The sequence below is a fragment of the Mucilaginibacter sp. P5_A6 genome (assembly GCF_056400585.1).
This window is the reverse complement of the sequence record NZ_JBFUKZ010000009.1, coordinates 16,889-33,235: the sequence shown is the minus strand read 5'-3', so window position 1 is coordinate 33,235 and position 16,347 is coordinate 16,889. Positions and strand designations below refer to the sequence as shown.

General features: G+C 41.9%; 5 protein-coding genes. All 5 read left to right on the top strand.

Annotated features, from left to right (window positions below; all coding sequences use genetic code 11):
* Nucleotides 1-126 precede the first annotated feature (126 nt).
* The 5 genes from AC1DO4_RS11970 to AC1DO4_RS11950 all read left to right on the top strand — a co-directional run bounded on the left by AC1DO4_RS11970 (nt 127) and on the right by AC1DO4_RS11950 (nt 16,290).
* Entirely contained in the window at nt 127-4,503 is a 4,377-nt protein-coding gene (locus AC1DO4_RS11970) for a hybrid sensor histidine kinase/response regulator transcription factor (RefSeq protein ID WP_477416025.1), read from the top strand.
* Nucleotides 4,504-5,100: 597 nt separating this feature from the next.
* Nucleotides 5,101-8,484, top strand: a complete 3,384-nt coding sequence (locus tag AC1DO4_RS11965; protein WP_477416023.1) for a SusC/RagA family TonB-linked outer membrane protein — start codon at nt 5,101-5,103, stop codon at nt 8,482-8,484.
* 17 nt (nt 8,485-8,501) lie between these two features.
* A complete protein-coding gene (locus AC1DO4_RS11960; protein WP_477416021.1) occupies nt 8,502-10,553 on the top strand; it encodes a RagB/SusD family nutrient uptake outer membrane protein in 2,052 nt (683 codons plus the stop codon).
* 475 nt (nt 10,554-11,028) lie between these two features.
* Nucleotides 11,029-11,433: an ISL3 family transposase gene (locus tag AC1DO4_RS11955; protein WP_477416019.1), complete on the top strand. Its 405-nt coding sequence runs from the start codon at nt 11,029-11,031 to the stop codon at nt 11,431-11,433.
* A 669-nt stretch (nt 11,434-12,102) separates the two neighbouring features.
* The gene (locus AC1DO4_RS11950; protein ID WP_477416017.1) at nt 12,103-16,290 is read left to right on the top strand and encodes a hybrid sensor histidine kinase/response regulator transcription factor; all 4,188 of its coding nucleotides are present in this window, start codon (nt 12,103-12,105) and stop codon (nt 16,288-16,290) included.
* Nucleotides 16,291-16,347: the final 57 nt, after the last annotated feature.

Sequence of the window (16,347 nt, the reverse complement as noted above, 5' to 3'; positions counted from 1 at the left end):
TTATATGATGGTGCAGTGAAAATTCAGGGGTATGATAAGCAAAATAAAATTTATAGATTTAACCGTGTGGCAATCTGCCAATATAGCCTAATTGTAAGTCAATGTTTTTAGTGAGGTAGAAATTATATGAAGTTCAGGTGTTTTTTATGCATGTTTTTGTTTTGGTTATTAACCGGAGCTGCGTTTTGCCAAATACATTGCATAACCGAACATTACTCAACCGAAGACGGCTTATCTCATGATGTTATTGCATCAATATTTAAAGACCGGCAGGGATATATGTGGTTTGGCACCTGGGATGGCCTTAACCGCTTTGATGGGCGCAAATTCACGGTCTTCAAGTCTTTAGCCGGCGATTCGTCGCAAATCAATAATAATCGTATCGATCAGATTACCGAAGACAACTACGATCATCTTTGGATCAAAGCTTATGATTCCCAGATCTATCGGTTCGATAAAAAGACAGGTCGCTTTCTTTCACTCGCTCTTATCCTCAACCTAAAAGAGAAGATCATTTTTGATAAGATCTTATCCCTGGATCAGGACGCTCTATGGGTTAGTACATTAAACAACGGAATTATTTGCGTTAGCAGGATCAATAGCGCGGGAATAAGCTACAGGAGTTATGTGCAAAACGCTACGTCAACTTCAAAGCTGCCTTCAAAAAAGTTTAAATTTTTTTACGGGGATAGTGAGGGGAAGAAATGGATAGGGACAGAGCACGGCCTTGTATGCCTTGAAAAACGGCAAAAAAACGGCAGCTATGAAATAGCTGATTTAGATCAACATCCTGAAGAAGCATTTACCTGTGTTGCCGAAAGCAAATCGCAGCTATTTTTTGGCACAAAAAGCGGCACCTTGTATTTGTATGATAAGCAGGAAAAACAGTTTTCCAAACAAAGAATAAGTACTGCTGATATAAATGCAATACTGGTTAACCGCAGCCATACAAAAGCTTATTTAACAACGGGAAACGGCGAACTGCTATCATTTACTTTAGGGATTGGTCTGTTATCGCGCACGATTTATCATGCTGGCGAATCATTACATGCAATTTTCGAAGACCATTCAGGCGGGCTTTGGATTGAACCGGGCACAAAAGGGGCTATCCGCTTTGATCTGCTAACTCAAACATTCACAACATTTGTTCAAAAAAACGATGCCCAAAAAACCAATTTTGCTAATCATTTTAAGGTGATAGAAGATAAAAATGGTGTTGTTTGGTGTGTGCTCAGAGATGGCGGATTTGGCTATTATAATAATGTTTCAAAACAGTTTAACTACTTTTATAATGAGCCCGGTTCAAATAGCCGGCGTTTTTCAAACCTCGTAACTACCGTATATTATGACCCTGCCGGTATCTTCTGGTTGCATACAGATGAACATGGCCTTGAAAAAATAATTTTTCCGCCAAACGTTTTTCAAACCAGTTTACTAAATGAGCATGCCGACTTCCAATCAGATAATGAGGTGAGAGGAATTTGTGCCGACCGGCAAAACAGACTATGGTTTGGATTAAAAAACGGGCAGGTTTTAGTTTACAAAAACGGGAAACGGCTACCGGTAACTTTCACAAATTTTGTAGGGCAGAATATTGGTGGGGTTTATTGTATTACGCAGGACCATAACGGGGTTATTTGGATGGGAACTAAAACTAAAGGCTTATATCAGGCTACGCCTACCGATTCTTCAGAGCTTCATTACCGGCTGATAAACTACCGCTATGCCCCCTCCGATCCGGCATCCATTAACAGCGATGAAATTTATTCGATAAAAGAAGACAAGGACGGGCGTATCTGGATAGGTACGTTTGATAACGGGCTATGTTTGCTCAATAGGAACAATGGTAACATTTCATTCACAAGGCTTTCTGAAAACGGAACCGGGTACCCGCAAACCTGTCTTAAAATAAGGCATTTAGCAACCGATGTGAAAGGGCGTTTATGGATAGCAACCACAGGTGGCCTGGTAATTCTGAATTATAAAAACGGTAAACTTTTATACGAAACTTACAAGAAAGTCCCCGGCAATCCTCAAAGCCTGGGCAATAACGATATTCAGCATATTTATCGCGATAGCAAAAACCAAATGTGGCTTGTAACATCTGGCGGCGGGTTAAACCAGGCTGTTGGCGACCCGCAAACCGGCCAGCAAAAGTTTAAAGCATACACTTCAAAACAAGGTTTAGCTAATGATTACGTAATGAGTTGTATCGGCGATGGATATCATCATTTGTGGCTGGCTACTAAGGCCGGTTTATCTATGTTTGATTTGAATACCCGAAAGTTCAAAAATTTCAATTCTTATGATGGTATTCCCAAAAAAGGGTTTTCTGAAAGTTCATGCCAGGCAACAAAAGATGGCAAACTGGTGTTTGGTGCAGTAAGGGGCTATATGATTTTCGATCCGGGCCAGGTTAAAAACGATGCGATTAAAGCAAATTTAGTGCTAACCAACCTGCAGGTGAACAATAAAGATGTAGGGATCAAAGATAGCACCCGGATCCTTAATCACGATATTAACTATGCTGATGGTGTCAGGTTAAAACATGATCAAAATATTTTTAGCCTTGACTATGCTATTTTGGATTACCGCTCGGGTAATCACTTAACCATCGCTTATCGTTTAAAGGGGTTTGATAACGAATGGCATGAGGATAGCGACCAACAGCGGGTCACTTATACCAACCTCCCCGCCGGCAACTATACTTTCGAAGTAAAATGTAATGATCCCGACAGGTTTATAAACGTCCCTTATAAAAGCCTGACAATTACGGTGCTTGCTGCGCCCTGGGCAACCTGGTGGGCATATTTTATTTATGCTATTATCATTTGCGCAATCCTGACCGCTATCAGGCAAAACGCTTTAAACGTACTGAAGTTAAAGCAGAAGGTAGCCGTTGAGCAGAAAATGACCGAATTAAAGCTGAGTTTTTTTACCAATATTTCGCACGAGCTGCGTACTCCGCTTACGCTTATTGTCAATCCTATTAATGAGCTTGTACAACGAGCATACCTCAGCAGGGATGATCGTCAATACCTGACAATTGTTCAGCGCAACGCAAACCGTATGGTCCGTTTTGTAAACCAATTGCTGGATTTCAGGAAGGTGCAAAGCGGCAAGGCAAAATTAAATCTTTCGGCTGTCAATATGGTAGAGCTTATTACAGATGTGGCCGGTTATTTTGAAGAGATGCGACAACTGAAAAATATTGAATTTGCCTTTAAAACAGATGTAGATACAGCCATGGTTTGGCTGGATCCTGAAAAAATTGAAACCGTATTATATAACCTGATCGGCAACGCCTACAAGTTTACCCCCGAAGGAAAAAAAATCACAGTGCACTTGCAGATGAAGGACACCGGCGATATGATAATTGATATTACTGATGAGGGGTGCGGAGTGCTCCCTTCGGAAATTGATAGCTTATTTGACCTTTATACCGAAGGCTCACACCCTGATACCGGCCATTTAAAGGGTACGGGCATTGGGCTGGCCTTGTCGAAAGAGTTGGTTGAACTTCACCACGGAACTATCAGCGCCCAGAACAGAGAGCCCAGGGGCTTTTGGGTTCGGGTAACCTTGCCGGTAAACGCTGTTAAAACCATGGCTCCGGTTGGTGATTCTGTGCCTAAAGGCAAACAAAGCTCCGTATCATTACAGCCATCCCATACCGATCTTAAGAATGAACAAATCATTTTTGCGGGGCTAAATAACGAACCCTTACTGATTTTGGTAGAAGATAATCAGGATATGCGCGAATTGATCAGGATGCAGTTAAGCGGTAAGTACCGTATAGAAACTGCTGCTGATGGCGTTGAAGGCTGGGAAAAAATATTGAAACTACAGCCTGACGTAATTTTAAGTGATGTAATGATGCCGCGGATGGATGGACTGGAGCTATTGGGTAAGATAAGGAATGATGCCGCCACCAGCCATATACCGGTAGTATTACTTACCGCTAAAACAGCTGTTGAAAGCCAGATAGCGGGTTTAAATTACGGAGCCGATTACTACATTACAAAGCCCTTTGACACCAGCTTTTTGTTAACTACCCTTAAAAACATTATAGAACGCCGGAGCAGGCTGGTTAATGAAATGATGAGCGGTAAGGCAGTAGTGAGTTTAAATCCGGGGGATATCATAGTAACATCAAAAGATGAAATATTTTTGAAAAAGGTATTAGAACTGATTGATGCAGGTATGGACAAACCTGATTTTAATATCGAGTCGGTTGCCGAAGTGATCAACATGTCGAGGCAAACTTTTTATCGTAAACTGAAAAGCCTTACCCAGCTCAGCCCAGTTGAATTTGTTCGCGATCACAGGCTTTTACGGGCGCAGCAATTACTGGACGCCGGCAGCGATAATATCTCCCAAATTGCTTATGCCGTAGGGTTTAACAGCCCCAAATACTTTGCTACCTGTTTTAAAGCAAAGTTCAATATTTCTCCTTCCGATTATCAAAAAACGCCAAAGTCATCTCCAGAGATCATTCAATAGCCTCATAGCAACCCACCAATTCAGGATACACGTGGAAAGTGTACATAAACCAAAGTTCCATGTTTCCCTGATATTTTAATTCAAATTATTTTAACAAGGGGGCCTGCGCTAAACTAAGCGCTAAAACGCACCCAATTGTCCTTTAAGTACAAAAAACACCCTTATTGAACTAATTTTAAACCATTTTGGCCAAATTTCAACCCTGTTGTGGGGCATATTTATATAGGTTTGTTTTTAACACACCGATCACCTGGCCTATCCGGGCATCGATGCTGATCACTAATTATAAACAATATTAACCTTGCCGGCAACAACCAATAGTCGGCGACTTAACTTTTTTGCTATGAGAAAAATTTTACTTTTTTTTTCAATTATTGCGCGACGTTTTATTCATGTGCAATCACAACACCCACCTAACCTTCGATTCGGCTAAAAATGCAGACCGGACAAATAGAGCCGTTACAGCTTAAACTTATTGCAAAGGCATGACCGACACTTTTTTACTGATAAAAAACCGGCAGATCGATGTTCGTTTTGCCTGCATTGTCCAATTCAGTCCCATCTAATTTATAATCCAATTATCAAACCAATTTAATAATGAATTTACCTGAACAATTATTATTCAATGCCGGGCCCGGGCGTCAAAAGATCCGGCTTCTTAACCGAAGCTTTGTACTCAGCATCTTTTTTTTGCTGGCGATGACCTGCCGGCTGTTTGCCCAGGCAGACAAAACAGTGAGTGGAACCGTCACAGACGAACGTGCCCGGTCATTACCGGGCGTAAGCATAACCATTAAAGGTACGTCAACCGGCACAATTACCGATGCGGATGGCCATTACAGCTTAAAAGTTAAACCCGGCCAGGATATACTGGTGTTTTCTTTTATTGGCTACGCTTCCATTGAAGAAACCATCAACAACCGTACAACCATTAACATATCACTGGAGGGACGCCTAAAAGACCTGAATGAGGTTGTGGTTATAGGCTACGGTACGGTTAAAAGACGCGATTTAACCGGTGCTGTAGCCTCTGTTAGTGGGAAGGACATTGCCGCTACGCCGGTTCCTAACGTGGCACAGGCCATGCAGGGTAAGTTGCCGGGGGTAAACATTACCTCGCAGGATGGCCGCCCGGGTGCAGGTGTTAACATTCGTGTACGCGGCGGAACTTCGATATCACAAAGCAACCAGGCATTGGTACTTATTGATGGGGTACCGGGCAATTTAAATGATATTCCCGGCGACCAGGTAGAAAGTATTGACGTGTTAAAAGACGCCTCATCCGCAGCAATCTATGGTTCACGCGGTGCAAACGGGGTGGTGCTTGTTACCACAAAATCGGCAAAAGCAGGCAAAACCAGCGTAAGCTATAATGGCTATGTTAAAATTAATACGCCAAGCAAATATTTACAAGCACTAAGCCCCTATGATTATCTGCAATATGTGTGGGCTAACGCGGCTGCAAACGGAACTGCTTATCAAACACCCGTTGAGCAATTATACAGCCTGGGCGCAAATGCAGGCAGTAATACTGGTGGAATAGAGAGTTACCAGAACCTTGCAACAGATGATATCCAAAAGCAAGCCTATAAACAGTCGGTATCATGGAACCACTCCCTTACAATAACTGGAGGCACCGACAAAACAAAAATACTGTTCTCCGCCACTTACAGCGATGATGAGGGGATGAAACTGCAATCATATCAGCGCCGGGCAACAGCAGCATTTAAACTTACCCAAAAAATATTTGACAATGTTACGTTTGACATTAACACCCGCTACGCCAATACACCAACACTTGGCGATGAAAGTGTTACCAGCGGCAGCGGATCAATATTATCTTCTGCATATCGCTTTCGCCCTATTGCCACCAACCATATTTTAGGCAATCTGTCTGCATTAACTGCAAGCAACAATATATCGCAATACGGTAAAAACGCTTTATGGGATAGCTATAGTCCTGTAGCACGTATCAGTGATTACGACCCGCTTAGCCTTTCCTCAAATTTTGTGGGGATAGCTTCATTGAATTGGTGGATCATTAAAGGCTTAACCTACCATACCGATTTCAGCGGAAACGGCACCTGGACACAGCGTAAATATTGGTCGGGCGCTACTTATAATGGCTATAACGACGATGCAACCGGTAATAAATTGTATGCCGGTAATGCCGACTATCGCAAAAACGACAGTTGGGGCCTGCGCTGGGCCAACACATTGGGCTACGAGTTTAATATTAATAAGGACAATAAAATTAATTTATTGGCAGGTACGGAGTTCTTCAATTCGGGAGGTACCGGCATTTCTATACAGGCAAATTACTTTCCATCAAACTTTACCAGGCAAACAGCCTTTGCCCAGATCAACCAATACGACAGGACAAAAAACTCATTCGCGTTTTCATCCAGCGTAAATACCCCCGACCGTCTTAATTCATACTTTGCCCGTGCCATGTATAACTTCAAGGACAAGTATTTATTGACACTCACATTCCGTGCCGATGGATCTTCCAGGTTTGCCGGTAACAACCGCTGGGGATATTTTCCGGGCGGTGCATTTGCATGGAGGATATCGCAGGAACCTTTCATGAAAAATGTTAATTGGGTCGACAATTTGAAACTTCGCGCATCTTACGGCGCCGTTGGTAATAATAATATCCCTACGGGGCTTAACACACAATCATGGGGATCTGTAACTGATCCAAGAAACCAGTACGACATCAACCACACTACCCTTGCAGCATATTCGTTAAGCAACCCTACCGTTTTATCTAATGCAAATTTGAAATGGGAAACTACCGTTACCCGCGATATTGGAACGGATTTCAGTTTGTTTGGTGATAGGTTATCGGGTACTGTTGATGTGTATTGGAATACCACTAAAGACGTACTTACCCAAACTACCATACCTGGTGTTACCGGCTTCACCTACACTTATGCCAATATCGGGCAAATAAGTAACCGGGGCGTAGAACTGTCGCTTTTAGGTACGGTATTCAAAAACCAAAATTGGAGGGTTACTGCAGGTGGTAACATTACTTTTAATAAAAACAAGGTAGACAAGCTTGCTGGTAACGTGACCGGGCTATATGGTACAAGCTGGGCAGGCAGCGCAACTTACCCGGCATCAGATTACCAGCTTGTAGTAGGCCAGCCTGTTGGCCTGGTACGCGGCTTAACTTATGATAGCTTTTACACCCCTAATGACTTTACCTACAGCAATGGCTTATATACGCTAAAAACCGGTGTGCCCGACCTTACAAGCGTTTCTGGCGGCGTAGTGCATGGGCTTGCCACAGGAACCGATCGTCCGACCGGCCAGATCGCTTATCCGGGCCTGCCTAAGTATAAAGACTTGAATAACGACGGTAAAATAGACGATAAAGATCTTTCTGTTATTGGCAAAACCACTCCGAAGTTTACAGGTGGCTTTAATATTAGTGTTGCATATAAAAATATCGACCTGGGGCTAAACTTCAATTACAGTGTAGGTAACGATATTTACAATGCCAATAAACTGGCATCGTTGTATGGCCCTAAGGAAGCAGGCGTTTATGAAAACAAACTGGCTATCATGGCCAACGCCTACAAAATTTACAATGTTGTTAATGGCCAGCTTGTTCGGTTACAAACACCTGATGAGTTTAACGCAGCAAACGCAAATGCCAATTTGCCTCTGGCTTACAGCGAAACGGGAGTTACATCAACCCTGGGTATCGAAAAAGGTTCATTCCTTCGCCTTAACACGCTTACTTTGGGATATACTGTCCCTAAATCTGTCCTGAAAAAAGTTGGCACCGGCAGCCTGCGTGTATATGGCAGCGTTTATAACCTGCTTACCATTACCGGGTACAGCGGGCTCGATCCGGAAGTAGGCGTTAATGACAATGCCAATAGTTCGCCTTATCCAACCACTGGCTACGATTTTGGTTCCTATCCCCGTGCACGGTCATTTGTTGTAGGAGTAAACCTTAATTTCTAACAGCTTAAACACAAAACATGAAAACATATATAAAATATATAGCCGCAGTTGCCTTGTGTCTATCTTTTACCCAGTGTAAAAAAAGTTATCTGGATGTAACATCGCCATCCAGTGTGGATGATAATTTTGTTACCACAACAACTTCCGAAACCTTCAAATCACTTTCCTGGTGCTATTCCAACTACCGTCAAAATTGCATTATGGGCGTTTACCGCTGGAATGATCCCGTTGGATCGGACGCGGAATATTACCCTGAAGATGGGTCAACAAATAACCTGAATGCCATTGGCCGTTCCGATCAGTTAGGGGTTGACGTAGTTGCAACCGGGTTTAACTCTCTTTATCAAACGCTTGCACTGGCCAGCAGGTTAGCTAACGTCATAGCCGCCAAAGACGCTTATAAAGCTGATGTAGCTGCCGGTAAAACCACCGATTGGACACAACTGTATGGTGAAGCCATAACCATGAGGGCGTTCTGTTATTTTCAATTAACACTGCATTTTGGCGATGTGCCGTATGGCTATGAAAATACAAGCGCCAGTGATTATTCGTTAGCCTCACGCTTTGATATTTACGACAGTTTGATTGATGGCCTTAAAAAGGCAGAGCCACTGATGTACAGTATAGGCCAGGGCAATATCAACCAGGAGCGCATGTCGCGCACATTTTGCGATGCTTTGATTGGTCAGATAGCACTTTTTGCCGGTGGATATCAAACCATACGGACTGATGTAAGCGGGCTGTACGGCAACGTTACCTTTACCAAAAAAGGCACCGAGGCCAACAAATGCGTATACGCCCGCCGTACCGATTACCTAACCTACTATCAAACAGCAAAAACTTACCTACAGAAAGCTATTGATAACAAAGGCACTGCTGGTTTGATCACTACCGACAGCAGGGGCGCGAACATCAACAACCCGTTCCAGCGCCACTTCCAATATTTTAATGATTTAACGGTGAGCCCCGAATCAATATTTGAAATAGGTAACATACAAGGCGGTACGCTTACAACTACCAGCGAATACCCATATGCTTTTGGCCGTCCGTCTGATGGTGGCTCATCTGTAAGTGCACCCACAAAAACTTTCGGTGCACTGCGTATTATTCCTACTGTTTATTATGGCGAGTATGAGAATGCAGATCACCGCAGGGATGCCAGCGCCACAGTTACAGCAAGCAATGGCGACGGAAATGAAAAGATGATAGCCTTTAAGCCGGGCAGTAAAAGCCTGGGCGGTATAGCCACCAATAAATGGGACGATAACCGTATGGCTACTCCAAACGTAGCCTCGCAGCGGGCATCGGGCATAAACTGGCCTATTTTAAGAATGGCCGACGTTATTTTAATGCTGGCGGAAGTTAAAGCTGAATTGGGGGAAAATGATGCTGTTACCCTGGTTAACCAGATAAGGCAGCGGGCTTTTGGCAATACACAGCACAACATTAACGTTGCAGGTCAGACATTAAAAGATGCCATATTGGAGGAGCGTAAACTTGAGCTGCTTGGCGAAGGGACGCGCCGCTGGGACCTGATTCGTTCGGGCACTTACGCTGAAAGGGCCATAGCAGTTCAACAGGAAATGGCTGCAACCATTAACGATATAAAAACCCTTGGATACCATCACTTTGCCAATGGCAATGATTTTCCGGCCTATATATGGATCAAGAAGGTTGCATTAACTAATCCGCTAACTTATGATTGCGCGGCAACAGATACCCTGACTAACCCGGCTGCCTATCCGGCATGGAGGGGGCAGTACAATTATAGTGCAAATGCAACTGTTGCCAGTAAGGTAGTTGGTACAACCCACAACGTAGCCATACAAGGCTTGTTCCGCTATATTGACCCTGCCGGTACAGAAGCTGCTGCTTTACAAACCGATGGTTATACTAAAACTAACTGGGGAGTTGATTTGGCCAATGCTGTTACCGTGTACCAAAGAAACATTCTTTCGGGCATAACATCAGCCGGTGACCCGCCACGAGTTTATTGGCCCATTCCATCTGAAACGGTCAGCAAATCCAAAGGTAAGGTAACTAATGGCTACGGATTAGCGCAGCAATAATTATGGGCTTCGGCGATTGATCCGTCTTTGTATAATGTAATCATCGAGCTATATCTGTAAAAGAAAGAGGGCTGTGTAAAAATGAAGTGCACCCCAAAAGTTACCACGAACTTAATTTAATTATTCATAAGATGAGCTCGGTATTTTACCGGGCTCATTCCTTTTATATAATTTCTTTAAGCTTGCAAGTCGTCTTTATTAAGGCATTGACTACATTAGTAAAGCTGGTTTTAAATTGCCCTTTAGTTATTTAGCCCCCCGCAAATTGCTCTTCGCTAAAATAAATCGCCAACAGAACAGTGATCAAATAAGATAACATCGTGAATAACGCAAACGATTCTTCGGAATCCTCACAACTTCCAAACGGCTAAGCTGTCATTTTCAACAGTAAAGATTAACGCAGGAACTTTACACTTCATCTAATTTCCTTTCTGGAGAAAAACTGCGAAAAAAAGGGAATAGTTGGTTACCTTTAATGGAAGTCGTTTATATTCTATCAAATAAACACAGATCCAAATGGACGGGTTCACAAAAGGAAAGAGCAGATATCCTGTTCCCCAGGTATCCGGAATTATATAAAGCCTATGAGCCGGCCATGCGACTGGGAAACATCTTTACCATCTGCAAGAGTAAGCAGCAGGCTTTTAAACGACTTGCGATCTGGTATAACGATGTGGAGGCTGCTGGTATTGAATCATTTAAGACCGTTTCAAGGTCCATCGAAAATCATTACCTCTCTATTCTGAACTTCTTCAACAACCGAAGCACCAATGCTGCTGCCGAATCCTTCAACGCCAAGGTAAAAGCGTTCAGAGCTACTTCAAGAGGAGTAAGAGATACTACTTTCTTTTTATTCCGATTAGCTAAAATCTATGCTTAGAAATCTATCCCCCCCAAGAATTCCACTTGATCCCTTTTCGGACTGATCCCCGTTTGGGCTGTCTATCTTTTGGAGGGATTTATAACAAAAAAAGCCCTTAAATCATTGATTTAAGGGCTTAATGAAGCGTTTGACATTAACTTCAGTACTCAGAGCGGGAATCGAACCGCGTCTGTAAGCCCCTGAATTATAATAAGTTATAAATTTATAAAAGATCATTCAACGATTTATACAACACAATATTAGCCTTAAATCGTCACACTACAAATGTACGAAAATACCTAAAAAACTGCAAAATGAGAATTAAAAAGCCGCTCTAAGAGCATCAAAAACGCAGTTTCAATATTGCCATATAGGCGCTTTCCGCTCCGATACTAGACGTTCCGGTGACCTTGATCACGCGTTCCAGAAATACAGGGAAAGCAATTTCTCTACACTTTGATCATATTAAACGATTGAAGTTAAAGATGCTTTTAGATTCGACATTACACAAACTGGTGCTCCGAGTGGCTCGGAATTACCTGGTCAAGGCCTTCGGAACCTCCAGATCAGATAAGGAATTGCCACTTTACCTCGTTAATTACGAATTTATCTTACTTTTATGCTATCTTAGTGTACCGGCTTGCTAAGGGCCAGGTTCATGATCTCGAAGATCTCAACTAAATTTTGATGCGTGTAAAATTTTATATTGTTGTTTCAGTGTTGTTTTTTGCTTACACGAACAATTTTGCGCAAAGCAATCAATACCGATTTTCGCACCTTGATATAAGTAACGGGTTGTCGCACAGTCAGATCACCAGCATTTTTAAGGATTCTGAGGGGTTTATGTGGTTTGGTACTTCTTCCGGTCTCAACAGGTATGACGGTTATAACTTTAAAGTATTCAGGCACGACGCAAGTAACAAAAATTCTATTAATTTCGATTATATAAGAAGCATTTTTGAAGGCCCTGATAAAAAATTATGGATATCAACTCCTCCCGGCTTCTGTTTCTATGATCCGGAAACCGAACGGTTTAATAATGATATGTCATTATTGTCACGTCCTTTGAAGCTACCCGTTAATGATCCTCAAAAAATTGAACGCAGCAGCGCTACAGACTTTTGGTTTTTATATGCTGATTCGGGCATTTACAGATATAACGCCACAAGCAAAAAGACGACGCGTTATTTTCACAGTGTTAAAGGGGTTTCCTCGTTATACCCAGGTTCCATTGCAGATATAACGTCTGACGTTAAAGGCAATATTTGGATAGTTTATACTGACGGAATGGTGGAGATGCTTGATGTTAAACTTAACAGGATCAGCTATCGCACCAGCATATTTAACAAGGTAACTAATAATAAGAAAGATCGTTATGCACTGCTCGTCGACCGCGATGGTGATTTATGGTTTTACTTGCCGTACAATGATTTGGGCCTATTTTATTACCGGCCTTCAACAGGGACTTTCAGGCATATTGATAAAGAATCACCCGGGGTAAAGTTAAAAACAAACCTTATTATCAACATTGTTCAGGCTAATGATGGCTTAATATGGATCGCAACTGACCATGGGGGGGTAAATGTGCTGGATAAAAAGAATGCGACAATCACCTATCTGCTAAATAAGGGAGATGACCCTACCTCATTAAGGCAAAACACCGCAACACTCTATAAGGATAACTTAGGTATTATATGGGCCGGTACTAATAAAAAGGGAATAAGTTATTATCATAAAAATATTATCAAGTTCCCGCTTTTCAGGCATTTAGATTCTGACCCGGCTAGTTTAAGGTTTAACGATATCAATAAATTTGTAGAAGATAAACTGGGGAATTTATGGATCGGCACCAATGGCGGCGGCCTCATTTATTATAATCGCAAAACGGGCGTATACACCCAATACAAAAACAATCCTAACGACAGCAACAGCTTATCGAGCGATGTAATTATTAGCCTTTGTATAGATCATGACCAAAAATTATGGATAGGTACCTATTTTGGCGGTTTGGATTGCTTTGACGGGAAAACGTTTAGCCATTATAAACACAACGATAAAGTGGCCACCAGTATTGCTGATAACCGGGTATTTAGCATTTTGGAAGACTCGTCTCACCGTTTGTGGATAGGAACGCTTTTTGGGGGCCTCGAGATTTTCGACCGTGAAAAAAAAATATTTTACCATCCATTAACGCAAGCTGATATCAGCTCTACTATCATATTCTCAATCTTCGAGGATAAACATGGCAATATCTGGATAGGGGGAGGATGGGTCGTAGATGTTATATGGAAGGACGGCAGGCGGGTAAGCCACTATACCGCAAAAGATGGTTTAATTGACAATGAAATAAGCAATATCAATGAGGATAGCCGGGGTTTGATATGGATAGCGACCGCGGGCGGATTGAGTGTGTTGAATCGCAAAACAAACACTATTATCTCGCTGACAAAAAAAAGCGGGCTCCCGGCCAATTCAGTAACCAATACGTTGGAGGATAACAAAGGGGTAATGTGGTTAAGCACTTCGAATGGGTTAGCCCGCGTCAGGTTAACACCAACAACTGATGCTTTTAATTTTCACTTCGACAGCTTTGATGATACAGATGGTTTGCAGGGCCGGGAGTTTAACAGAAATTCAGCTTTAAAAACACGCGCCGGTGAATTGATATTTGGGGGGCCAGATGGTTTTAATCTGTTCGACCCCGCAAGCATTGAACCCGATACAGCCAAGCCTCAATTAATCTTTACCGACTTTCAGTTGTTCAATAAGAGCATAGCAGCAAATGAGGCGGTTAACGGTCATATTATCCTTCCAAAAAGCATATCAGTAGTACATACAATAGTCCTTAATCACGACGAAAATATCTTTTCGATAGAATTTGCCGCCCTCGATTATATCAATCCGGGCAAAGTAAAATATCAGTATATGCTGGAGGGCTTTAATAAGGCATGGGTAAATGTAGATAATAAAACGCGAAAAGCCGGTTATACCAATCTGGATGGGGGAGATTATGTATTTAAGGTACGTGTGTCCAATTCTGAAGGTGTCTGGAGTCCGCATAGTATTTCTTTAAAGATTAAGGTATTGCCCCCGTTCTGGAAATCTACCTTAGCTTATATCATTTACCTGTTGCTGATAACCGGGACGCTCTTTTTTATACGCCAGCGTGGAATACAAAAAATAAGAAGACAATTCATAGCAGAGAAAGAAAAATTTATAGCAGAGAAAGAAAAGCAAGAAGCAAAATTGATAATTGAACAGGAGCGGCAGGAGATTAAGCGTATGCAAGATCTTGATCAACTGAAAACTAAATTTTTAACCAATGTAAGCCACGAATTCCGAACACCGATTTCGCTGATTATGGCACCGGTCGAAAAAATGCTTATCCGCGCTGATCAGGAACAGAAACAGCAGCTGGGCATGATAGGAAAAAACGCCAGGCGATTATTGAACATGGTAAACCAATTGCTTGATTTTAGGAAGATGGAAGTTCAGGAGTTGAAACTACATAGTAAGCCAGGGGATATTGTGAAGTTCATCAACGAAATATACCTTTCATTTACTGATATCGCTGAGCAAAAAGGGATCGATTTTATTTTTGATACCACCATTAATTCGCTGTTTACCAGTTTTGACCATGATAAGATAGAAAGGATATTGTTTAACCTGTTATCAAATGCCTTTAAATTTACACTGCCTGGCGGGCAGGTAAGCCTTTTGATTAATGTAGATAGCGAAACCGGCGATGCCCCGCTTGAAATTAAGGTGATTGATACAGGTATTGGTATCCCGCTTGAAAAACAAGGTAAAATTTTCGAACGTTTTTTTCAGCACGATATCCCGGAATCGATGATTAACCAGGGCAGCGGTATCGGCCTTGCAATTACGCATGAGTTTGTGAAGATGCACGGAGGCGAAATAACTGTTGAAAGTGAACCCGGCCACGGCAGTTGTTTTAATATTAAACTGCCATTTGTTGTTTATACCGGCCCTGGAATAAATTTGTCATCAAGCGATTACATTGATAGCGATAGTGCAAACGAGATTACCCATAAAGAAGATAAAACTGTCGTCAAACCGCCGCGATCAAATAAAAAACCGGTGGTTCTTTTGGTTGAGGATAACGATGATTTTCGCTTTTACCTGAAAGATAATTTGAAGGATGTGTTTTTTTTAATCGAAGCTTCAAACGGGAGGGAAGGCTGGCAAAAGGCGCTATCACAACATCCGGATATTATTGTTAGTGATATCAGCATGCCCGAGATGACAGGAATTGAGTTGTGCAAAAAGCTAAAGAACGACAAACGCACCTCGCACATTCCCGTTGTTCTGTTAACCGCGTTAACCGGTGACGAAGAACAGATAAAGGGCCTTGAAATTGGCGCTAATGATTACATGACAAAACCATTTAATTTTGAAATATTGCTTTCAAAAATTAAAAATTTGCTAGTCCTGCGGGATAACTTTAAACGTACTTATAAAAAACAAATTGATTTGCAATTGCAAGAAGTTGCCATTCAATCTGATGATGAGAAATTTTTAAGAAATATAGTTGAATATGTTGAGCAGAATATTTTAAATTATAATCTTTCGATAGAAGAAATAAGCCGGCATATGAACATGAGCCGTGTATCGCTTTATAAAAAAGTTTTAATGCTTACAGCTAAGCCGCCTATTGAATTTGTTCGATCAATAAGACTGAAAAAAGCGATGTATTTGCTGGAGAACAGTCAAATGACAATCAGCCAGATTTGTTATGAAGTTGGCTTTAACACGCCTAAATATTTTACGAAACTATTCAAGGATGAGTATAACATACTTCCCTCTACCTATCTCAGTTCAATTCGCCAACAAAAGCTGAAAGAAAAAGAATAGTTAATTAAATTCTCTCCGGATTTATTTTTTAGCACCCCCTTTTCTGGCTGCGTTATA